The sequence below is a fragment of the Luteibacter sp. TLI7-4A genome, from assembly GCF_056754745.1.
On the sequence record NZ_JBPGWO010000001.1, the window covers coordinates 3911930 to 3932947 of the forward strand.

Genomic DNA, 21018 nt, shown 5'->3' on the forward strand with positions numbered 1-21018 from the left:
CTCAGATCGTCAGCGCCCGCCCGCCATCCACGCGCACGACCTGCCCGGTCGTGTAGCGTGCGTCGAGCAACAGCCAGCGCACGGCTTCGGCAACGTCCGCCGGCTCGCCCTTGCGGGCGAGCGGCGTCTTCGCGATGAGCGTCTCGGCGGCTTCTTCCGGTTTGCCCGACTCGGGCCACAGGATGGCACCGGGAGCGACCGCGTTGACACGGATATCGGGTGCGAGATCCTTCGCCAGGGCGAAGGTGAGCATCGCCAGCGAGGCTTTCGCCATCGAGTACACGGCATGCCCGGCGAGCGGGCGCTCGGCGTAGATGTCGACGATGTTCACGATCGCTCCCTTTGCCTCGCGCAGTGCCGGCGTGGCCGCTTGCGCCAGGAAGAAGGGCGCGCGTGCGTTCGCGGCGAACAGGTCGTCCCAATGCGCGGGCGTGGTCGCGCCGACCGGGGTGGGGTAGAACGCGGAGGCGTTGTTGACCAGTCCATCGAGGCGGCCGAAGCGCTCGACCACGGAGCCGACGAGGACCGGCAAGGCGTCGTCGTCTTCCAGCGCGGCGGCGAACGTGGCCGCGCTGCCCGCGCGGGCGGCGTTGAGCTCACCCGCGAGCGCGTCGGCCTCGCCGGCCGAACGCCGGTAGTGGATCGCCACGACGCAGCCCGCGGCGTGCAGGCGCCTGACGATGGCGGCGCCGACGCGGCGCGCGCCTCCGGTGACGAGGACGACCGGCTGCTTGTTCATCGTGACTCCCTGTAGATGCGCCCGCGAGCTTGCCGCAAACCGGCGCCCACGTCACCGGGCATCGCTACGCGTCCGCTTCCGGCGAAGCCTGTTCGTCTTCCTCGACGTGCACCTCGCCACTGAACAGTTCGATCGCCGTCCGCGCCACCTGTCCGGTGTCGTAATAAGCGTAGGCTCCCACGCCCAGGGCGCCGACGATGGGCAGCCAGCGCGAGATGCCCTTGCCGACGGCGCGCTTGGAGATACTGACGCCGATGCGCCCGGCCAGCCGCTGCAATACCCCCGTGGCGGCGGTGCGGAAGACCAGGCGGTCGCCGACGCGGATGGCCACGTCGCGGAAGGCCTGCGCGGCGGTATGGCGAAACAGGCACCAGAGCATCTGTTCCCGCCCGAGCCGGGCGGTCTTGCCATAGGCGGCGGCGATATCGCTGACCAGCTGGCCCTGGATGCGCCAGATCGCGACTAGCTCCGGCAGCACGGTCAGCCATCCCAATGGACCTGGCGGCAAGGCCAGCGACCCGGCCGTCACCGCGGCCTTGTTGGCGGCCGTGCTGGCCAGGCGGCGCGCTTCTTCCTCCGCCGTGCCCTTGCTGGCGGGGGAGATGTCGCTATCGGGAATCCGGCTGACGAACTCCAGGATGGCCCTGGCGACAGGGCTGTCGGCGCGGCCGCCGCTCGTCGCGACGATTTCCTTCGATGTCGATGTGGCGTCTCGTTTCGCCATCGGTTTCTCCAGGGGTCAGGACGGGCATGGTCGCCGCGACGGCGTGAGTCGATCATGAAGCGCCGTGAAAGCTGGCGGAAAGCTACGCCCGGCACAGTCGCCTCGCCCAATTCCCCCTTGGCGTGTCCGCAAGAAGATACGTTATAACATTTCGATCCTTGGAAAAATCCACGATGACCCCTGCTCGCCTCGCGCTCTGCATCGCCCTCGCCCTGTCCGCCGCACCCGTTTTCGCGACAGACGACAGGCCGCCGCCGAAGGCCACGGACCTTGGCGAGGTGGACGTGACCGCCCGGCTGGACGAAGCGCGGAACAGCCTGTCGCCCGACACGGGCAGCAGCCAGTACGTCATGGACCGGCAGACGATCCAGGCCCTGCCGCTGGGTGATTCGACGCCGTTGAACCAGGTGATCCTGCAGGCGCCGGGCGTGGTCCAGGATTCCTACGGCCAGTTGCACGTGCGTGGCGACCACGCGAACCTGCAGTACCGCATCGACGGCGTGCTCATCCCGGAAAGCATCGGCGGCTTCGGCCAGACCCTCGACGCGCGCATGATCCAGAACGTGAAGCTGCTCACGGGTGCCTTGCCCGCGCAGTACGGCGAGCGCACCGCGGCCATCGTCGACATCACCACGCGTTCGCCCAAGGAAGATGGCGTGGGCGGCAGCGTCGGCATCACGGGTGGCCAGTTCGGTACGCTGAACCCGAACGCGACCCTGTTCGGCCGCAGCGGCGCCTGGAGCTGGTTCCTCACTGCGAACTACCTGGAGAACGACGTCGGCGTCGAGAACCCGACCGCCAGCCGCAAGCCGATCCACGACCACACCAACCAGGTGAAGGCATTCGGCGATATCTCCTACCTGATCGACAACGACACGCGCCTCAGCTTCCTGTTCGGCGCCACCAACAATCGTTTCGAGATCCCGAACAACCCGGACCAGACGCCGCAGTTCGGCTATCTCGATGTCACCAACTTCGACTCGGCCCAGCTCAACGAGCGCCAGAAGGAAAAGACGCGCTTCGGTGTGTTGAGCCTGCAGGGCAAGATGGGCGACACGGCGTATCAGGTCTCGGCGGGACAGCGTTACAGCAGCCTGGACTTCACCCCGGACGACATCGGCGACCTGATGTTCAACGGCGTCGCTTCGGACGTGAGCCGGGCGAACCGCGCGAGCACGCTGCAAGCGGACTTCTCCACGCCGCTGGGCGACAGCCACACCCTGCGCTATGGCATCTACGGATCGTTCGAAAGGGCGAACGCCACCAACGACGCGCTCGTGTTCCCGGCCGACGCGGACGGCAACCAGACCTCCACCACGCCGCTGAACATCGTCGACGCCAGCCGCATCATCGCCCGCACCTACGCGCTCTATTTGCAGGACGAGTGGAGCATCGGCGAGAAGTGGACGGTGAACTACGGCGTCCGCGCCGATCGTTACGACGCCTTCCGCACGGAAAGCCAGCTGAGCCCGCGCGTCGGCGTGGTGTATCAACCCACGGACAGCACCACGATCCACGCGGGCTTCTCGCGTTACTTCACGCCGCCCGCGTCGGAGATGATCAGCCCCACCTCGATCGCGAAGTTCGCCGGTACCACCAATGCGCTGCCGGACAACGGCAACGACACGCCGCTGGCCGAGCGTTCCAGCTATTACGACATCGGCATCTCGCAGAAGCTGGGCGATGCGTGGACGGTGGGCCTCGACAGCTATTCGCGCCATGTGCAGCGCATCCAGGATGAAGGACAGTTCGGCACCGCGCTGGTCTATTCCACGTTCAACTACGACCAGGGCAAGGTCAAGGGTGACGAGCTCACGATCAACTACGACGGTGGCGCGCTCACCGCGTACTTCAACTTCGCGTACAACCGCTCGGTCGGCAAGCGGATCATCACCGGCCAGTACAACTTCAGCCCGGACGACCTGGCCTATATCCAGGATCACTTCATCCATCTCGACCACGACCAGAAGTACACCTCGTCGGGTGGCATCAGTTACGCCTTCGCGGATTCGACGCGTATCGGCGCGGACTACCTGTTCGGCTCCGGCCTGCGCCGCGACGGCATCGTGCCCAACGGCGACACCATGCCGGCGTACTTCCAGCTCAACCTGAGCGTGTCGCGGGATTTCCATCTCACCCCGGCTGGCGCCACGCATGCACAGCTTGCCCTGGTGAACGCGCTGGATCGCACCTACGAGATCCGCGATGGTTCGGGCATCGGCGTGGGCGCACCCCAGTTCGGTCCGCGCCGCGGCCTGTTCCTGTCGTTGCAGCAGGATTTCTGAGGGCCCGGTCCATCGCTTGACGCCGCCTGGGCGGGGCTTCCGTTATCCTGCGCATTCGTCTACGAATACGCATGGCATGAACGTCAACCTCCCCGCACCCGGCGCCGACGAGCGCGCCCATTCCGATCACCTCGTCGCCCTGTTGCGCGAGGAGATCGCCTCGCACGGCCCCATGCCTTTCTCGCGCTTCATGGAGCGCTGCCTGTACACACCGGGATTGGGCTATTACAGCGCGGGCAAGGCCAAGTTCGGCGCCGAGGGCGACTTCGTCACGGCGCCGGAACTGGGCACGCTGTTCGCCCGTTGCGTCGTGCGCGCGTTCGAGCCGGTACTGGGTTCGCTCGGACCGGAGGCCGGGTTCCTCGAACTCGGCGGTGGCAGCGGCGCTTTCGCGGAAGCGGCCCTGCTTGCCCTCGACGCGGCCGCATGCGCGCCACGGCGCTACATGATCCTCGAACCAAGCGCCGACCTGCGCGAGCGCCAGCGTGAACGTCTTCGCGCCGCGCTTCCCGCCGCCTTGTTCGCGCGCGTGGCATGGCTCGATGGACCGCCGGAGGCCGAGTGGGAAGGCGTGCTCTTCGCCAACGAGGTGATCGACGCGCTGCCGACCACGCGCTTCACGGCTCGCGACGGCGAGATCTACGAAGAACACGTCGTCCTCGATGGCGAGGGCCGCTTCGCGCGCAACGATCGCCCCGCCGATGCCTTGGTGGGCGGCGCCGTGCGCCATGTGGAGCGCGATCTCGGCCGTGAATTCGAAAACGGATACCGCAGCGAGATCCTGCCGCAACTGCCCTATTGGGTGCAGGCGGTGGCGGGAAGCCTGCGTCGCGGCGCGATGTTGTTCGCCGACTACGGGTATACCCGCGGCGAGTTCTACCAATCCGAACGCACGGACGGAACCTTGCGCGCCTTCTATCGCCATCGCGTGCACGGCGATGCGTTCTTCATGCCGGGATTGCAGGACCTCACCGCGTCGGTGGACTTCACCGCCCTTGCCGAAGCGGGCAACAGCGCCGGATTCGGCGTCGCGGCGTACATGCCGCAGGCCCGGTTCCTGCTCGCGGCCGGAATGCAGGATTTCTTCGAGAACGACTACCTCGCGCTTGCCGACGAGGCGGCGCGCTACCGCCTCGCGCAGGAGGTGAAGAAGCTGACCATGCCCGACCAGATGGGCGAGCGCTTCCAGGTCATGCTGTTCGCCAAGGGCATCGACGCGGCGGCGCTGCCGGTCGATGTGATGGCCGCCGACCAGGGGGCGCGGTTGTAGCCGATGGGGGTTGTATCACCTCGATGGGGGCGTTCGCGAACCCATCGCGGACAAGTCGGCTCCCACCCGGTCGGGGCGTAGTCGGCTCCCACCCGGTCGAGGTGTAGTCGGCCCCCACCCGGTTGAGGCGCAGGTAGCTTTTGTGGGAGCCGACCTTGTCGGCGATAGCTACGGAGCGGAACGAGGCACGCCCGCGATCGCCTGCACCTGCGCCTTCTTCATCGCCTCACCGATCGCCGGCCCTTGCAGCCCCCGTTCGACGAACGGCTGCGATGTGACCGCTGCCGCGGCTTCGCGGCAGGCCCGCAGGAAATCGGCCTGCGGATACGCGGCTTCTTCGCTTCCCAGCCGGCCGCGCTTGTCGGCCATGCACGCGAGCAGGAAGGTCTCCAGGCGTTCCGGACGGCGCAGGGCCCCCAGCGTATCCAGCAGGCGCAGGATCGTCGCCGGCTTCAGCTCCAGCGCCATGTGCGCGTTGAGATGATGCTTGCACACCACCTCCGCCATGAACGCGTACTCCGCCGGCACCTTCAATCGTGACGACATCGCACGCACCGGCTCGATGCCACGTTGCTCATGCATGATGTGGCGTGGCAGCACGTCGGCGGGCGTGAGCGCCTTGCCCAGGTCGTGCGTGAGCGCGCACCAGCCGACCAGCGCATCGCGGGGAGCGAGCTTCGCGGCGGCATCGAGCACCATTTCCACATGGATGCCGGTGTCGACCTCCGGATGGAATTCCGGCCGCTGCGGCACGCCATAGAGGGCATCCACCTCGGGGAACAGCACGTGCAGCGCGCCACTGTCGCGCAACACGCGAAGGAAGGCGGCAGGGGCGGGTTCGGCGAGCGCCTTCCGCGTCTCGGCCCATACGCGTTCCGGTACCAGGTGATCGACTTCGCCGTCCTCCACCATGCGCCGCATCAAGACCATGGTTTCATCCGCCACGGTGAAGCCAAGGGGAACATAGCGGGCCGCGAACCGCGCCACCCGTAACAGGCGCACCGGATCTTCCGCGAAGGCATCGGACACGTGGCGGAGCGTGCGCGTGTGGATGTCGCGGACGCCGCCGAACGGGTCCACGAGCGAACCATCCTGGTGCCGGGCGATGGCGTTGATCGTGAGGTCGCGGCGTTCCAGATCCTGCTCGACGGTCACCGACGGATCCGCATGGAAGGCGAAGCCGTGGTAGCCGCGGCCCGTTTTCCGTTCCGTCCGTGCGAGGGCGTACTCCTCCTTGGTTTCCCCATGCAGGAACACGGGGAAATCCTTGCCCACGGCCTTGTAGCCGGCGGCGAGCATCTCCTCGGGTGTCGCGCCCACCACCACCCAGTCACGGTCGACCACGGGTCGACCGAGTAATTCGTCGCGAACGGCACCGCCGACCAGATAGATGTCCATGTGTCCTTTCAAGGGCGACGCCGGCTGCGCGCCTCGTCCAGCCGATGCTGGCGCACCGATGGGCCGAGCAGGCGTGGCAGCCACGCGGAGAAACGCTGTGGATCGATGCCCAGTTGCGCCAGGCCGTCGACCTGGCCGACCGAATCGGTGAGCAGCGAACGGAAGTTGTCCGGCGTGAACGGCTTGCCCGGTACGAATTGGGCCACCTGGGCCTGGAGCCGTCCCAGCGCGTCGGGCATCGGCAGCACCGCGCGGCGGCGGCCACGGGCATCGCGGATCGCGCGCACGATGTCGATCAGCGTCCATGTTTCAGGGCCATACAGCTCGTAGGTACGCAACACCGACGAGGGGTCGCCGACGGCGCGCGCGATGGCCTCGGCCACGTCGCCGACGTGGACGGGCGCCATTTTCGCCCGCGGCCTCGGCAGGGGCACCACGGGCGCCATGCGCAGCAGCCGGTCGAAGCGGCTGACGAGACCGTCGCCGGGGCCGAAGATCGTGCTCGGTTCGTAGATGGTCCAGTCGAGCGTCGAAGCCTTCACCAGCGCTTCCGCTTCGCCGCGCGCGCGAAGGTATCCGGAGTGACCCTGTCCCGCCTTGAGCGAACTCATCAGGTGCAGGCGATGCACGCCCGTGTCCTTGCAGGCGCCGACCACGAGTCGGGTCAGCTCCGGATAGACACGCGCGAAGGTGTTCCTGCCGCTCTCGTTGAGGATGCCGACGAGATGGATCACGGCATCCGCGCCCGCGATATGCCGGCGCAGGGTGGGCGAATCGTAGATGTCGGCGCTGCTCACCTTGACGTTACGGCCCACGGCGCTATGGCGGTGGCCTTCGCGATTGCGCGAGAGCAGCAGCAACTCGTGTCCGTCGGCGGCGAGCCGCGGAACGAGGCTGCCTCCGACGAAGCCGGTGCCACCGAGGATGACGATGCGCCGCGCTTTCACCGCTGCGGCTCCTGTGGCGCGGGTGCCGACGACGCCTCGGCCGGAGCGGGCTCCATCACGGCGGGCGCCGTCGGTGGCGCGGCTTTCGCCACGGCAGGCGCGGGACAGGCCACCGGCTTGCGCACCGCGCCAGGCGAAGGCAACGCGTACGTGCTGCCGAGGCGGGTCATGCGCGAGCCGATGGGCAAGGCGTTGCCGTTGAGGCGCCAGTCGTAGATCACCGCGAAAGCCATCACGCGCGCGACGTATTCCCGCGTTTCCTTGTACGGAATGCTGGCGACGAACAGGTCGGGATCGAGCGTGCCGCGTGCTTCCACCCACTGGTCGACCTTGTTCGGCCCGGCGTTGTACGCCGCGCTGGCGAGCCAGGGCGCGCCGTTGTAGCGCGCGGCCATCTGCGCGAGGTAGCGGGTTCCGAGCACGATATTGGTGGTGGGTTCGTAAAGGCTGTCGCCACCGGACCACGACAGGCCGTTACGCTTGGCGACCAGCGCCGCCGTGCCCGGCAGCAGTTGCATGAGGCCGCGCGCGTCGGCACCGGAACGCGCGTCGGTCATCCATGCGCTTTCCGCGCGGATGATCGCGTAGGCCCAGGGCGCCTCGATGCCTGCCTGGCTGGCCTGTTCCACGACGCCATCCTGGCGCGCCAGCGGGAAGCGCTGTTCGTAGAGACGCAAGGCGTCGCCGGACGAGAGGCCGAATACCGCACGGTCGTACCAGCCCTTGCGGAACGCCAGGTCGGCGGCCAGTCGCTGGGTTTCCGCATCGCGGCCGGCGAGCGCGGCCGTCCACTCGCGACGGCCGAGCTTCTGCAGTCCCACGGCGTAGAGTTCGAACGCGCGGTCCAGGCCCGGATCGGCCAGCAACGCGGCCTCGCGTGCTTCGTCGGTGGCCATGCTCGAAGGGCAGATCGCATAGGCGGTGTCGATCCGGTCGGCGGCGAGGAAGCCGAAATAGGTGGCTTCCTGGGCCACGGAGCGGTAGACCGGTTGGGCGTCGCCCTTGCGGCCCAGCTTTTCCAGCACGAGCGCGCGGAAATAGCGCCACTCGCCATCGTCTTTCTGCGACTCGCCGAGCGCGTCGAGCGCCGCCAGGGCGGCTTCCCAATCCTGCCGTGCGAGGGCGACCCGCACGCGCCACTCGCGTGTCGCGTCGGTTTGCGCGCCGGGCGGCAAGGCGGCAAGGCGTTCGAGCGCGGACTCGTCGAAGTCGGTGGCGTGGAACAGCGCCAGTGCGTTCTCGATCGCGCCTTTCTGCTGCTCGCTGAGGGAGAAGCGCGGCGCCAGCGTCGACCAGGCCGTATCGGCCACGGTCGACTGCTTGCGCGCCATGCGCTGCAGGGCCAGCGTCACGGCCTGGCGATGGCGCGGTGTGTCGGGCCAGGTGGAAGCGGCACGCAATGCGCTGGCGGGATCGTTCAGCGCCTGGGCGATGCGCTGCGCGGCGATCGCGTCCTCGGGCGGCAACCACGGCGCCAGCGAGGCCACCGTGCCACCCTTGCCCGCCTCCGCGGCCGTCTGGATGCGTGTCCACAGGCGATCGGGTGTCAGCAGCCCCTGGTCGTGCGCGGCGGCGATCGCGGGATCGCAAGCGTTCGGCAGGCTGGCCTTTTTCCACAGGTCGGCGAGGTCGCGGTCGAACACCAGCGGTTCGTTGCGCGCGAGCTTCGCCTGCAGTGCGAAACAACTCAACGAGTCACCCAGGCCGGGCTGGTACATCGCGCTGAACGTGGTCCAGTCCTTGCGCCGCGCAAGCTCGCCCAGGAAATCGCGGCGCAGGTCGGCGGCGGGGATGAGGCCCGGATAACGGGCGAGATAGGCATCCACGCGCGCGCGATCCAGCGTGCGCAGATCGTGCTCCAGGGCCGCCGCTTCCAGATAGGGGAAGAGCACGTAGCCCTCCAGCCCGGCCGCCTGCGCCTTCCACGCATCGCCGCCTTGCTGGGCCACGGCGTAGGCCTGGCGGAAACGGAGGCGCTGGGCTTCCGTGCCCTCCGCCGATGCGTTGAACGTGGCGGCGGCGCCGCAGAAGGCGAGGACGACGCCGGCCAGCAGGCGGAGGGAACGGGCGGCGCGTCGCGATGCCGGGGCGGGGACCATGGGATTCCTTCACGGGTACGTACCGCATGATTGTAGGGGAAGGACGCGCGCAGGCCGGATGAACATCCTGAACGACGGGAATCGCCCTCCTGCCTGCGGGCCGTTAAGCTTGTGCCGCTAACTTTGGCTTTCGACCTGGAACGGCATGCCGCCACACACTTCCTACGCGCGGTTCGCGCGACCGCTCGCCTGGATCGTCCTCGTCCTCGCCGCCGTGTTCGGCGCGGCCTACTGGTGGTCGCTCGGGCGTCCGGTGAATCTGCCGGATTCGCCCACGGCCCGCATCGCCTGCGTGTCGTACGCACCGTTCCGTCTCGAAGGAGAGACGCCGTTCGACCCGCGCGCCTTCATCCCTCCGGAGCGGATCGAGGCGGATCTCAAGGCCTTGTCCACGCGTTTCGATTGCGTCCGCACCTACTCGATGAACCAGGGCCTGGGCGCGGTGCCTGACATCGCCCGACGCTACGGCATGAAGGTGCTGATGGGCATCTGGCTCGGTCGCGATCCCGTCGCCAACGAGCGGGAGATCGAACTGGGCCTGGCGGCGGCGAGGCGCGACCACGATGCCTTGCGTGGCATCGTGGTGGGCAACGAGGTGCTCCTGCGCAACGAACTGTCCGAGCATGCGCTGGCAGCCTATATCGAGCGGGTGAACGCGGCGACCGACGTGCCCGTCACCTATGCCGATGTCTGGGAGTTCTGGCAGAAGCATCCGGCCTTGGCCAAGGTCACCGACTACATCACGATCCATATCCTTCCGTACTGGGAAGACGAGCCGGTGGCGCCGGAAAAGGCCGTGCAGCACGTGGCCGACGTCTACCAGAAGATGAAGGCGGAGTTCCCGGGCAAGCAGGTCATGATCGGCGAAACCGGCTGGCCCAGCCAGGGACGCTCGCGGCGCGACGCCAGCGCGAGCCTCGTCAACGAGGCGCGCTACGTGCGCGAATTCCTCAACTACGCCGCCACCGTCGACATGCCCTACAACGTGATCGAAGCCTTCGACCAGCCATGGAAACGCGACCTGGAAGGCACGGTCGGCGGCTTCTGGGGCATCTTCGACACGCAGGCCAGGCCGAAATTCGCCATGCAGGGACCCGTCGTGGAGGAGCCGCGCTGGACCTGGGCGATCGCCGCGGGTGGCGTAGGCGCCCTGCTGTTCCTGTTGGCCGGTTCGATCCGGCGGCGCTGGCACGGCGTTCCGGGTTGGTTGGCGCTGGCCCTGGCCGGTTTCGCCACCGGCACCGCGCTGGCGGCGCATGCGCGGCTACTGCTCTTCGCGTGCCGCAACGATATGGAATGGATCGTGGGCATCGCCATCGGTGTCGCCGGAGGATCGACCGCCCTGTCGTTGGCGCGTGCGATCGCGTCCCGCCTCGCCGCCCCGGTGAATCCGGTTGCGGTCGCGCCGTCGCCGGTCGAGCGTCGACGGTTCGGTATCGCGTGGACGGACGAGTTCACCCCGCAACGCTTCTTCTGGATGTTCGTCCTGACCCTCTACGGCCTCCTGGTGGTATTCAACGGCCGTTATCGCGATTTCCCCATCGGCCTCTTCGCGATGCCGTGCATCGGCTTCCTCGTGCTGGCGCTGTTGCGCACGCGCGACCGCGCGCTCATGCCGCTGGTGGAAGAGCGGCTCATGGCGATCTGGCTGGCGCTGCTCGGTGCGAGCGTGGTCGTACAGGAAATCGGCGCGAACGCGGTGTCGTGGGGATGGCTGCTGTTGAACCTCGCCCTGGCACTGCCGGTGTTGATCGCCTGGGTGGGAGCCGACCCTGTCGACGAAGGACGCTTGCCGTAACCGGCCCGCTGCCGCGGGATCGCCGATGAATCGGCTCCCACGGGAGCATTGCCGACAAGGTCGGCTCCCACCGCGCCTTGTGGGAGCCGCTTCAGCGGCGATGGGTGCTTGCCTCCGGCTACCCCGCTGCCGTGGGATATCGCCTCAGGCGGGTGGGAGCCGACCTTGTCGGCGATGGGTGCTTGCCATGATTTAGCCCGCTGCTGAGCGATCGCCGACAGGGTCGGCTCCCACCACGGTTCTGCTGTACTGGGCGCGCACCAGCCGTAGCGAGCCGATCAGCAGCGCGAGGGCGCCGCCCTCGTAGCAATACAACTGCAACGCGACGACGCCCAGCGAGGCGGCGAGCGTGGCGGTGAAGGTGTTTCGCCAGAACACCGCTACCAGGGCCGCCAGCACGGCGGCATAGCCATAGCCGTAGTTGAGGAAGCCTTGCACGATGATGTTGCGCGGCACGCACCACCACGGGCCACTCTTCGCATCGCATGCATGCCCCAGGTCGGACGGCTCGATGAATCCGTAGCGAAGCAGTCCGGCCACGAGGGCGACAGCGACGATGACGGCCCAGGGCAGGGCGACGCGAAGGCTGGATTTCATGGGGTTCCTGTATGGATCAATGACGCCGCGCCGGATGCCTGGGCGAGGGCGATCGGCAGGCGGATCTCGGCGGCCAGCGGCAAATGGTCGGAGAAGGCGCGCGGCAAGGTCCACGTGCGCTCCAGCTTGATGTCCGCCGAGGTGAGGATGTGGTCGAGGGCGCGCCGCGGCTTCCAGCTGGGGAAGGTCGGGGTCGCCACCGAAGGTGGTTGCAGAGCGGTCTTGTCGAAGAGATGACGCATCTCGAAGCTGGCCGGCTCGGTGTTGAGGTCGCCCATCAGCACCGCATGTGGATACGGTGCGAGCAGCTCGGCGATGAAGGCGAGCTGGCCCAGGCGCGCCGCCGCGCCGAGCGAGAGATGCGCGATGACCACCACCAGCGAATCGGGCCCATGGCCGAAACGGACGAAGAGCGCGCCGCGGCCCTTGATCCGGCCCGGCAGCGGATAGTCGATGACCTCGCTGGGCTCGATACGGCTCAGCAGGCCGTTGGCCGAATGCGCCACGCGTGCCATCGGCCGGTTCGGCTGGTGGCTCCAGTAGGGCATGCCGGCCGCTTCGGCGATGTAGCGGGTCTGGTTGAGGAAACCCGAACGCAGGCTGCCGGCATCGGCTTCCTGCAAGCCCACGACGTCGAACTCGTGAAGCAACTCGGCCAGCGAATCCAGGTTCGCCAGTTTCGTCCGGCCGGGCAGCACGGCGTTGACGCTGCGGGTGAAATAATCGCTGTAACGCTGCACGCTCGCGCCGGCGAGGATGTTGCAGCTCAACAGGCGCAATGTGCGCTCGGGAGCGGGCGATGGATTCGGCGTGGCGCGGGTCATGATGCGGCGTGGGGTCTCGACTGGCCGGGAGGCCAGAGGATGCCCTCCGCCGTGTGAACGGAGGGCATCGATGGGGAAGGGCTTACTTGCCGCCCTTCAATTCCTTGTCGACCAGGAACTTCGAAACGCCGTTAAGCTCGTCGAAGTCCTTGATCTGGGCACTGCGGTACTTGCCGTCCACGACGATGGTCGGCGTGCCGTCGATGCCCCATGCCTGGATCAGCTTGGTGTCGGCAAGGATGCGATCGCGTGTTTCGGCGCTGTTGGCGGCGGCGAGGAACTTCGCCTTGTCCACGCCATGCTGGGCATACCAGTCGGCGAGTTCGTCGAGCGTGCGCAACGGGTAATGCTCTTCATGGATGGCCTTGAACAACGCGGCGTGCGTGGCCGCTAGCGCGTTGAGCTTCTTCGCCGCGTAATAGGCCTGCGCATACGGCAGCCAGGCGTCGTTGAACGCCGCGGGGATGGCGTGGAACACCACGCCCTTGGGCAGTTCCTTCTGCAACTGCTCGACCTTCGGCTCGTAATGCGCGCAATGGATGCAGCCGTACGAGAACACCTCGACGACCTCCACCTTGCCGTTCTTCGGGTCGAGGCGTTGCGGCGTACCGGTGGCCACGTACTGCGTGCCTTCGGCATAGGCCGGGGTGGATGCGTCGTCGGCGGGGCGCGCGCTGCAGGCGGCGGTCATGGCCAGGCCGACGAAGAGGAGCGAAAGACGCTTGAACATGGATGTCTCCGAAGTGGGTCGAGTGCGCGGTTACTTGCCCGCGGCTTCCTTGCTGACGAGCCACTGGGTGAGCTCGACCGCCTGCGGATAGCCGCCGGCGGTGATCGGGGTCAGCCGGTACTTGCCGTTGACGACGATTGTCGGCGTGCTATCGACCTCGTAGGCGCGGATCAGTTCATCGGCGCGCTTCATCTTGGTGTTGATGGTGAAGGAGTTTGCCGTGGCGACGAATTCGTCGGGCTTGACGCCGTACTTGACGTAGAACTTGGCCACGTCGTCGATGGTCGGCCATGCCGACTGGGCCTTCGGCTTGCCGGACTGCTGGTCCATGATGCCGAGCTCGCCGCTCTTGAACACGGCGTCGAAGAAGGCATCGTGGCTCTGCTTGTCGACACCGAAGGCCTGTGCCGTGAGATAGGCGCGCTGCAGCAGCGGCCAGTTCTCGTCCGGGCGGAACGAGGCGGGGGTATAGGTCATGACCGCGCCCTTGGGCAGGCTCTTGGCCAGCTCGTCCACCACGCCGTGGAACTGGAAGCAGGCGGGGCAGCCGTACGAGAACACCTCGGTGACCTCGATCTTGCCAGGCGTGCTGGTCGGCTGGACGGGATCGATGCGGAAGTAATGCTTGCCTTCGACCCATTTGCCGTCATCGACGAACGGCTTCGCGGCGGGGCGATTGTCGTCGTCGGCGGCGGCGCTCGCGACCGGTGCGGGTGCGGGCGTGGCGCTGCCGCTGGCGGCCGGTGCGGCCGTCGTCGCGGGCGCGGGCGTGGCCGCCGCCGTGGAGGGCGAGGCCGGCGTCGCCGCCGGGGCCGCGGTCGAGGCGGCGGGCGGTGCCGTGGCGCTGTCGTTGTTGCCCGAGCCGCAGGCGGCGAGGCCGATCAGGGCGGCGCAGAGGAGGGGAAGGCGCATACGCATGTGGGGTCCTTTTCTTACCTTCTTAAACAGGAACGGGCCCGAAGGGCCCGTCCGATCCTCCAACTTTAACGCCATCAGGGCGTCGCGGGTGCGGCGGCCGTCGGTTCGTTCGTATGCAGGCCTTCGATATAGCTGGCCACGGCCGCGATGTCCTTGTCGTCGAGCTTCTGCGCGATCGAGACCATGATCTTGGTGTGCGGGCCGTCGTTCGGCGTGCCGCCGTCGTGCCAGCCCTTCAGGCGGGCCTCGACGTACTTCGCATGCTGGCTGGTGAGCTGCGGATAGTGCGCTCCCGGATTACCGCGGCCGTCCGGGCCGTGGCACGCCATGCAGGCGGGGATGCCGCGGTCGACATCGCCCTGGCGGTAGATCGTCTGGCCCTGTTCGACCAGCGCCTGGTCGGCCACGCCGGGCAGGGACGCCTTGCCGGCGAAGTAGGCGCCGATGTCGTGCATGTCCTGCTCGGACAGCGGTTGCGCGAAGCCGACCATGATCGGGTTCATGCGCTTGCCCGACTTGAAGTCCGCCAGCTGCGCGGCGATGTACTGCTCGCTCTGGCCGGCGAGGCGCGGGTACTGCGGGTCGGTGGAATTGCCGTCGATGCCGTGGCAGGCACCGCAGGCGGCGGCCTTGCCCTGTCCGGCCGTGGCGTCACCCGGCTTCAGCGCGGCCGTGGCACCCGCGGGCGCGGTGGCCGTTTCGGCTGCCGGCATGCCCGGAGTGGCTGGATCGGTGGCCGGATTCGCGCCCGGCTTGGCGGCGGCCGTGGCGGCCGGAGCCGGCGCGCTCGCCGGCTTGGCGGGAGTTGCGGTCTGGCCCGCGGCTGCATGCATGACGAGCAACGCGGTGATGGCAGCGGCGGCGTGCCGAAACTTCATAAGTCTCTCCAAGGGGGAACTTTCCGGACCGGGACGCGTACCCTGCCGCGTCTCAACCAAAAGATTATGGGGGGCGCGGGAGAGCCCGGTCAAACCGCGTCGCGCGCGTCGCCACGCCCGATCGCATACACTGCCGGGCCTCCGTTTCCCTGCGCCCCGCCGGCCACTTATCCATGTCCTCCAATCCCCTCAATGGCGCCCGTTTCGTGCTGGCCGCCCACGAAATCACCCAGCTCCCCTACGACCAGGGTGCCGAAGTGGCCTTCGCGGGGCGTTCCAACGCGGGCAAGTCGAGCGCATTGAACGCGCTCACGGGGCATAACGGGCTGGCCCGGACCTCGAAGACGCCCGGGCGCACGCAGTTGATGGTGGTGTTCGACCTGCCGCCGCTGAAGCGGGAGGGTGCCGCGCCCGTCGACGCCCGCCTGGTCGACCTGCCCGGCTATGGTTACGCCAAGGTGCCCGAGGCGATGCGCCAGCATTGGCGCGGCGAGATCGACGCCTATCTGAAGATGCGCCGCAGCTTGCGTGGCATCGTCCTGATCGTGGACATCCGCCACGAGCTGAAGGATTTCGACCGGACGATGCTCGATTTCTGCGCGGCTACCGAGCTGCCTTGCCACGTATTGCTGACCAAGGCCGACAAGCTCTCGCGTGGGCAGGCATCGGCCGCGCTGGAGGCATTGCGCAAGGACTTCCGTGCGAACGGCGTGCCCGGCACGGCGCAGGTCTTTTCCTCCACCGCGAAAACCGGCGTGGAAGAAGCGCGCGCGCGAGTGATGGAACTGCTGGCGACACCGCGCCCACACGAACTCTGACGCGGCTACCTTCGGCTGGTCTTACAGCTTCCCACCCGAAGGTAGGTGACGATTCTTTCAGGCCAGCGTCGCCATGAAGACGCGGCACAACGCTTCCATGCCCTTGCGATCCTCGTCGTCGAAGCGGGCGACCGACGGGCTGTCGACGTCCCACACGCCGAACAGGCTGCCGTCGGCCTTCACCAGGGGCACCACGATCTCGGAATTCGATGCCGCGTCGCAGGCGATGTGGCCGTCGAACTCGTGCACGTCGCGAATCACCTGCGTTTGTCGCGTCTGCGCGGCGGTACCGCAGACACCGCGGCCCAGGGCGATGCGAATGCAGGCGGGCTTGCCCTGGAACGGTCCCACGACCAGTTCGGTGCCGTCGAACAGGTAGAAGCCAGCCCAGTTGAGGTCGGGCACGGCGTCGTAGACGAGCGCGGCGAAGTTGGCGGCATTGGCGATCGTGTCCGGCTCGCCATGCATCAGGCCCTCGGCCTGCTGGACCAGCTCGGCGTACAGGGTGGCCTTGTCGTCGGTGGCGATGGCCTTGGTTTCGAACATGGCGGTTCCTGGAGCGATTCGTGGGCGAAGCGGTGTATGGTGCCACGTCCCGTATTCCGCAAGGCTGTTGCACGATGTCGCGCCATATCTTCGTCGCCGGTACCGACACGGGCATCGGCAAGACGCACGCGGCCCAGGCCCTCGTCCATGCGTTCCGCAGGGCGGGCGAGCGCGTGGCCGGCATGAAGCCCGTCGCCAGCGGTTCCGTACGATATCCGGAAGGCATGCGCAACCAGGATGCCCTGGACTTGCAGGCCGCAAGCGCACCGCCTCCCGCCTATGAAAGGGTCAATCCCGTGGCACTGGAGGAAGCTGTCGCGCCGCACCTGGCCGCCGCGCGCGCCGGACGCGCCATCGAATGGCCGCCGCTCGACGCCGCCTTCCAGTCACTGGCACGCGAATACGACCGCGTCGTGGTCGAAGGCGTGGGTGGCTGGATGGTGCCGCTGGCGACAGGCATGTCGACCGAAGACATGCCGTCACGCTGGGACCTGCCCGTGGTGCTGGTGGTGGGAGTGCGCCTGGGTTGCATCAGTCATGCGCGCCTCACGGCACGGGCGATACAGGCCGATGGTTGTCGACTGGCCGGCTGGATCGCGAACACGATCGAGCCGGCGATGCCCCTCCTGGAGGAAAACATCCAGACCTTGCGCGACCACCTGCCCGCGCCCTGCCTGGGCGTGTTGCCCTACCGCGTGGCGCCTGCCGACGCGGCCGTTCTCATCGACCTCGGCCCGCTGGGCTGACGGCCCCTTCACGCGTTTCATCCTAACTAGTCGGTCATGACCACCTACTATCTTTCCGTCAAGGACATGAGCAAGGCGAAGGGCCCGGACCCTGACCTTTCCTTCGAAGGCATCGGCCCGGAGAAACTGGCCGCCGACATCGCCGATGCGATGCGCAGTGACAACCTGTTCCAGCGCTGGCGCGCCAGGCAGCCGGAGCCGGACGAGGTCGATCCCGGCCTCGGGGTGACGGATGCTTCCGCCTCCGCCACGGGCGAACTCTCGAACGACCGCAACGACGTGAAGCTCACCACCTCGTTGCCGATGCGGATCGTGAAGCACCGCCTGAATCTGTTGATCGGATCCAGCTGGGAGCTTCGCGACACCCGGTAAGACATCGCCGGCCTTGTCGGCGATAGAACGCCCTGACGGATGGCGGTTGTTCCGGATACGCCACCACGGCTAGAGTCGGTGACTTTCACCGTCAGGGGATACCTCGACCATGCTCAAGGTCCGCACACTCGTGATCGCCACTTCGATCGCCCTTACCGCCGCTTGTTCGTCGTCCAACGAGGCCGACAAGGCCGCCGCGCCCGCCTCGCCGGGAAGCGCGCCCGCGCCCGCGCCCGCGACGACCGCGGCGTCCACCGCGCACGAGAACCCGTTGCTGACCCAGAGTTCGTTGCCGTTCCAGGCACCGCCGTTCGACAAGATCGTGGATGCGGATTTCCAGCCCGCGCTGGAAGAAGGCATGAAGCAGCAGCTGGCCGAGGTCGAGGCGATCGCCAACGCGCCGGAGGAGCCCACGTTCGAGAACACCGTCGTCGCCCTGGAGAAGACCGGCGTCCTGCTCAAGCGCGTCGAGAACGTGTTCAGCACGCTCACCGGTGCCAACACCAACGACACCTTGCAGAAGGTCGAGGAAGAGGAATCGCCGAAGCTCGCCGCGCACAGCGATGCGATCTACCTCAACGACAAGCTGTTCAAGCGGGTGGAAGCCCTCTACGAGAAGCGCGCTTCGCTGAACCTCGATCCGGAATCCGCCCGTCTCCTCCAGGTGACCTACGACGATTTCGTCCATGAGGGCGCGAAGCTTTCCGAAGCGGACAAGGGCAAGCTCAAGGAGCTGAACAAGGAAGAGTCGACGCTCAGCACGAAATTCACCAACCAGCTGCTGGCCGCGACCAAGGCCGCCGCCCTGGTGGTCGACGACAGGAAGGCGCTCGACGGCATGTCCGATGCCGATATCGATGCCGCCGCCGCGGCTGCCAAGGACCGTCAGCTCGACGGCAAATACGTGGTGACCTTGCAGAACACGACACAGCAGCCCCCACTGCAGGCGATGAACGATCGCGCCACGCGCGAGAAACTGTTCAAGGCCTCGTGGGAACGCGCCGAACACGGTGACGCCAACGATACCCGCCAGATCATTACCCGTATCGCACAGCTGCGCGCCGACCGCGCGAAGCTGCTCGGGTTCCCGAATTACGCGGCGTGGAAGCTCGACGACCAGATGGCGAAGACGCCGGAGGCGGCCGAGAAATTCATGGAACGCCTGGCGCCCGCCGCCGTCGCCCGCGCGACGGCGGAATCGAAGGATATCCAGCAGGTGATCGACCAGGAGAGCGGTGGTTTCCAGGTGCAGGCCTGGGATTGGGATCACTACGCCGAGAAGGTTCGCAAGGCCAGGTACGACCTGGACGAGGCGCAGATCAGGCCGTACTTCGAACTCGACAACGTGCTGCAGAACGGCGTGTTCTACGCGGCCACCCAGCTCTACGGCATCACCTTCAAGGAACGCAAGGACATCCCGGTATGGCAGCCGGACGTGCGCGTATTCGAGGTGTTCGACAAGGACGGTACCTCGATGGCGCTGTTCTATTGCGACTACTTCAAGCGCGACAACAAGAACGGCGGCGCCTGGATGAGCAACCTCGTCGACCAGTCGAAGCTGTTCGGCACCAAACCGGTGGTGTACAACGTCGCCAATTTCACCAAGCCCGCCGCGGGCCAGCCGGCGTTGCTATCGTTCGACGACGTGACCACGATGTTCCACGAGTTCGGTCACGCCTTGCACGGCCTGTTCGCCGATGCGCAGTACCCCTCGCTTTCCGGCACCAGTACCGCGCGCGATTTCGTCGAGTTTCCCTCGCAGCTGAACGAACAGTGGGCATCCGATCCACAGGTATTCGCCCATTACGCGAAGCATTACCAGACCGGCGCGCCCATGCCGGCCGAGCTGGTGGAGAAGATCAAGAAGGCGCGCAGCTTCAACCAGGGTTACGCGATGAGCGAGTTGATCTCCGCCGCCCTGCTGGACATGCAGTGGCACATGCTGCCGCCCGGCGGCGCCAAGCAAGATGTGGACGCGTTCGAAGCCGGCGCGCTGAAGCACGCCGGCTTCACGCTGCCGCAGGTGCCTCCGCGCTATCGTTCGAGCTACTTCCAGCACATATGGGGCAACGGTTACGCCGCCGGCTACTACGCCTACCTGTGGACGCAGATGCTCGATTCCGATGCCTTCCAGTGGTTCAAGGAGCACGGCGGGCTCACCCGCGAGAACGGTCAGGTCTTCCGTGACAAGATCCTTTCCCGGGGAAATACCGTCGAACTGGGCAAGCTCTATCGCGATTTCCGCGGCAAGGACCCGAGCATCGAGCCGATGCTCAAGGATCGCGGGTTGAAGTAAGTTCCGATCCGCGTCGATATGAGAAAGGGCCCCGAGGGGCCCTTTCCTTATCTGGATCGAAGCATCACCTCGTCGATGCGCAGCTTTCCGCCCGTCCAGCGTATGCCCTGCAGGCTCGATCCTCTCGGAGCCGTGAACGACAGGCGTTGCGGCCCGCCCGCCGGATCGACGCGAATCGAGTGCAGCATGGCGAAGTCGCCGGCGCCGAGGAACTCGATCGTGGCGGGCTCGCCCGCCGGATCGGGTACGACGGTAAGATCGAAGGAGTTGCGTTCCGTGCGATACATCAGGACGGCATCGTTGCCCGTCGCCTCGGTGCTGCTCAGCACCTGTCCCGAGGTATTCCCATCGCTCGCGGGTGTGATTTCCAGTCCACTGGAATTGGCGAGGATCATGTAGTGATCCTGGTTGATCAAGCCCTGTAGCGGGCCCGAGGGGGTCTCGTCGAAGTCGATCAGCGTACCGTCGGCAACGGGGGGCGAATGCATTTCGACGCCGTCGATGTACGCGCCGCGCTGCAATTGCAGGGAAAGCCTGTTGAAGACTTGCCCTTCCGGCACGCTCATGGCGAGCCGCAGCCGGTTGGCCGTCGTGCCGTGCTGGAGCGTGAGCGACTGGCGCTCGAGTTCATCGATGTAGAGGGTGGCCGTGGATGCCAGTGCCGCCGCGCCAGGCGGCAAGACGACGGTGAATGCCACGCTTCGCAGCGGTTTGTCGAATTGAATGTCGACCGAAGCGGACCCGGCTCGTTCGACACCGCCTAATGCGAGACCGTAGGCGAGGCCATCCGGCTGTTCGACGGGCTTGATGACAGCGGCGCCGTCATGCGCAGCGGCGATGCGGAAATGTTCGAGCTTGAGTTCGTCGCCCGGTTGGATGATGCCGGCACGGGCCTGGTCGAAGGTTTCGAGATCGACACCGCGCGCCGACCATGCGGTGCCTGGAGCGAGTGCGATGAATGCCGGAACGAGCGTGGATAGTAGCTTGCGTTTCAATTCATTCCTCCCTGGAATGTCAGTGCGGCCTCATTGGC

General features: G+C 67.0%; 19 protein-coding genes. 7 read left to right on the forward strand and 12 right to left on the reverse strand.

Going from position 1 to position 21018, the window contains the following annotated elements:
* Position 1 precedes the first annotated feature (1 nt).
* Both ACR9Y6_RS17120 and ACR9Y6_RS17125 read right to left on the reverse strand, forming a co-directional pair.
* A complete protein-coding gene (locus ACR9Y6_RS17120) occupies positions 2-739 on the reverse strand; it encodes a pteridine reductase (RefSeq protein WP_481282373.1) in 738 nt (245 codons plus the stop codon).
* 64 nt (positions 740-803) lie between these two features.
* Complete coding sequence (locus ACR9Y6_RS17125) at positions 804-1463, reverse strand: hypothetical protein (protein ID WP_481282374.1); 660 nt, start codon at positions 1461-1463, stop codon at positions 804-806.
* A 173-nt stretch (positions 1464-1636) separates the two neighbouring features.
* Here ACR9Y6_RS17125 and ACR9Y6_RS17130 point away from each other — a divergent pair, with 173 nt between their 5' ends.
* Both ACR9Y6_RS17130 and ACR9Y6_RS17135 read left to right on the forward strand, forming a co-directional pair.
* Positions 1637-3748, forward strand: a complete 2112-nt coding sequence (locus tag ACR9Y6_RS17130) for a TonB-dependent receptor (RefSeq protein ID WP_481282375.1) — start codon at positions 1637-1639, stop codon at positions 3746-3748.
* A gap of 76 nt (positions 3749-3824) precedes the next feature.
* Entirely contained in the window at positions 3825-5018 is a 1194-nt protein-coding gene (locus ACR9Y6_RS17135) for a class I SAM-dependent methyltransferase (RefSeq protein ID WP_481282376.1), read from the forward strand.
* A 168-nt stretch (positions 5019-5186) separates the two neighbouring features.
* Here ACR9Y6_RS17135 and ACR9Y6_RS17140 read toward each other — a convergent pair whose 3' ends face one another.
* From ACR9Y6_RS17140 to ACR9Y6_RS17150, 3 genes are read right to left on the reverse strand one after another with little or no spacing between them, the layout of a single operon-like run.
* Entirely contained in the window at positions 5187-6416 is a 1230-nt protein-coding gene (locus ACR9Y6_RS17140) for a multifunctional CCA addition/repair protein (RefSeq protein WP_481282377.1), read from the reverse strand.
* Positions 6417-6424: 8 nt separating this feature from the next.
* Positions 6425-7363 carry a complex I NDUFA9 subunit family protein gene (locus ACR9Y6_RS17145; protein ID WP_481282378.1) on the reverse strand — a complete coding sequence of 313 codons (939 nt, stop codon included), beginning with the start codon at positions 7361-7363 and terminating at the stop codon, positions 6425-6427.
* Positions 7360-9462, reverse strand: a complete 2103-nt coding sequence (locus tag ACR9Y6_RS17150) for a transglycosylase SLT domain-containing protein (RefSeq protein WP_481282379.1) — start codon at positions 9460-9462, stop codon at positions 7360-7362. The genes ACR9Y6_RS17145 and ACR9Y6_RS17150 overlap by 4 nt, the downstream gene beginning before the upstream one ends.
* A 145-nt stretch (positions 9463-9607) precedes the next feature.
* Here ACR9Y6_RS17150 and ACR9Y6_RS17155 point away from each other — a divergent pair, with 145 nt between their 5' ends.
* Positions 9608-11260, forward strand: a complete 1653-nt coding sequence (locus tag ACR9Y6_RS17155) for a glycoside hydrolase family 17 protein (protein ID WP_481282380.1) — start codon at positions 9608-9610, stop codon at positions 11258-11260.
* Between the two features lie 192 nt (positions 11261-11452).
* Here the strand turns inward: ACR9Y6_RS17155 and ACR9Y6_RS17160 are convergent, their stop codons facing one another.
* The 5 genes from ACR9Y6_RS17160 to ACR9Y6_RS17180 form a co-directional block, all read right to left on the reverse strand.
* Positions 11453-11857 carry a hypothetical protein gene (locus ACR9Y6_RS17160; protein WP_481282381.1) on the reverse strand — a complete coding sequence of 135 codons (405 nt, stop codon included), beginning with the start codon at positions 11855-11857 and terminating at the stop codon, positions 11453-11455.
* Positions 11854-12681 carry an endonuclease/exonuclease/phosphatase family protein gene (locus ACR9Y6_RS17165; RefSeq protein ID WP_481282382.1) on the reverse strand — a complete coding sequence of 276 codons (828 nt, stop codon included), beginning with the start codon at positions 12679-12681 and terminating at the stop codon, positions 11854-11856. The genes ACR9Y6_RS17160 and ACR9Y6_RS17165 overlap by 4 nt, the downstream gene beginning before the upstream one ends.
* Before the next feature lie 82 nt (positions 12682-12763).
* Entirely contained in the window at positions 12764-13411 is a 648-nt protein-coding gene (locus ACR9Y6_RS17170) for a thiol:disulfide interchange protein DsbA/DsbL (protein ID WP_481282383.1), read from the reverse strand.
* 30 nt (positions 13412-13441) lie between these two features.
* Complete coding sequence (locus ACR9Y6_RS17175) at positions 13442-14323, reverse strand: thiol:disulfide interchange protein DsbA/DsbL (RefSeq protein ID WP_481282384.1); 882 nt, start codon at positions 14321-14323, stop codon at positions 13442-13444.
* Between the two features lie 80 nt (positions 14324-14403).
* The gene (locus tag ACR9Y6_RS17180; protein WP_481282385.1) at positions 14404-15207 is read right to left on the reverse strand and encodes a c-type cytochrome; all 804 of its coding nucleotides are present in this window, start codon (positions 15205-15207) and stop codon (positions 14404-14406) included.
* A 173-nt stretch (positions 15208-15380) separates the two neighbouring features.
* On the opposite strand from ACR9Y6_RS17180, the gene yihA reads away from it, so the two are divergent.
* Entirely contained in the window at positions 15381-16025 is a 645-nt protein-coding gene (gene yihA / locus ACR9Y6_RS17185; protein WP_371022435.1) for a ribosome biogenesis GTP-binding protein YihA/YsxC, read from the forward strand.
* Positions 16026-16082: 57 nt separating this feature from the next.
* Here yihA and ACR9Y6_RS17190 read toward each other — a convergent pair whose 3' ends face one another.
* Positions 16083-16571, reverse strand: a complete 489-nt coding sequence (locus ACR9Y6_RS17190) for a GAF domain-containing protein (RefSeq protein ID WP_481282386.1) — start codon at positions 16569-16571, stop codon at positions 16083-16085.
* A 74-nt stretch (positions 16572-16645) separates the two neighbouring features.
* Here ACR9Y6_RS17190 and bioD point away from each other — a divergent pair, with 74 nt between their 5' ends.
* The 3 genes from bioD (at position 16646) to dcp (ending at position 19985) form a co-directional block, all read left to right on the forward strand.
* Complete coding sequence (bioD, locus tag ACR9Y6_RS17195; RefSeq protein ID WP_481282387.1) at positions 16646-17317, forward strand: dethiobiotin synthase; 672 nt, start codon at positions 16646-16648, stop codon at positions 17315-17317.
* A 36-nt stretch (positions 17318-17353) separates the two neighbouring features.
* On the forward strand, positions 17354-17689 hold the full coding sequence (locus ACR9Y6_RS17200) for a hypothetical protein (protein WP_481282388.1): 336 nt from the start codon (positions 17354-17356) through the stop codon (positions 17687-17689).
* Between the two features lie 109 nt (positions 17690-17798).
* Entirely contained in the window at positions 17799-19985 is a 2187-nt protein-coding gene (gene dcp, locus ACR9Y6_RS17205; protein WP_481282389.1) for a peptidyl-dipeptidase Dcp, read from the forward strand.
* 47 nt (positions 19986-20032) lie between these two features.
* Here dcp and ACR9Y6_RS17210 read toward each other — a convergent pair whose 3' ends face one another.
* Positions 20033-20980: a hypothetical protein gene (locus ACR9Y6_RS17210; protein ID WP_481282390.1), complete on the reverse strand. Its 948-nt coding sequence runs from the start codon at positions 20978-20980 to the stop codon at positions 20033-20035.
* Between the last annotated feature and the right edge of the window lie 38 nt (positions 20981-21018).

Coding starts and splice junctions, on each gene's coding strand:
- ACR9Y6_RS17150 (WP_481282379.1), bottom strand. CDS start 9,462: ATGGTCCCCGCCCCGGCATCGCGACGCGCCGCCCGTTCCCTCCGCCTG.
- yihA (WP_371022435.1), top strand. CDS start 15,381: ATGTCCTCCAATCCCCTCAATGGCGCCCGTTTCGTGCTGGCCGCCCAC.
- ACR9Y6_RS17190 (WP_481282386.1), bottom strand. CDS start 16,571: ATGTTCGAAACCAAGGCCATCGCCACCGACGACAAGGCCACCCTGTAC.
- ACR9Y6_RS17175 (WP_481282384.1), bottom strand. CDS start 14,323: ATGCGCCTTCCCCTCCTCTGCGCCGCCCTGATCGGCCTCGCCGCCTGC.
- ACR9Y6_RS17200 (WP_481282388.1), top strand. CDS start 17,354: ATGACCACCTACTATCTTTCCGTCAAGGACATGAGCAAGGCGAAGGGC.
- bioD (WP_481282387.1), top strand. CDS start 16,646: ATGTCGCGCCATATCTTCGTCGCCGGTACCGACACGGGCATCGGCAAG.
- dcp (WP_481282389.1), top strand. CDS start 17,799: ATGCTCAAGGTCCGCACACTCGTGATCGCCACTTCGATCGCCCTTACC.
- ACR9Y6_RS17165 (WP_481282382.1), bottom strand. CDS start 12,681: ATGACCCGCGCCACGCCGAATCCATCGCCCGCTCCCGAGCGCACATTG.
- ACR9Y6_RS17160 (WP_481282381.1), bottom strand. CDS start 11,857: ATGAAATCCAGCCTTCGCGTCGCCCTGCCCTGGGCCGTCATCGTCGCT.
- ACR9Y6_RS17130 (WP_481282375.1), top strand. CDS start 1,637: ATGACCCCTGCTCGCCTCGCGCTCTGCATCGCCCTCGCCCTGTCCGCC.
- ACR9Y6_RS17155 (WP_481282380.1), top strand. CDS start 9,608: ATGCCGCCACACACTTCCTACGCGCGGTTCGCGCGACCGCTCGCCTGG.
- ACR9Y6_RS17120 (WP_481282373.1), bottom strand. CDS start 739: ATGAACAAGCAGCCGGTCGTCCTCGTCACCGGAGGCGCGCGCCGCGTC.
- ACR9Y6_RS17140 (WP_481282377.1), bottom strand. CDS start 6,416: ATGGACATCTATCTGGTCGGCGGTGCCGTTCGCGACGAATTACTCGGT.
- ACR9Y6_RS17135 (WP_481282376.1), top strand. CDS start 3,825: ATGAACGTCAACCTCCCCGCACCCGGCGCCGACGAGCGCGCCCATTCC.
- ACR9Y6_RS17170 (WP_481282383.1), bottom strand. CDS start 13,411: ATGTTCAAGCGTCTTTCGCTCCTCTTCGTCGGCCTGGCCATGACCGCC.
- ACR9Y6_RS17180 (WP_481282385.1), bottom strand. CDS start 15,207: ATGAAGTTTCGGCACGCCGCCGCTGCCATCACCGCGTTGCTCGTCATG.
- ACR9Y6_RS17125 (WP_481282374.1), bottom strand. CDS start 1,463: ATGGCGAAACGAGACGCCACATCGACATCGAAGGAAATCGTCGCGACG.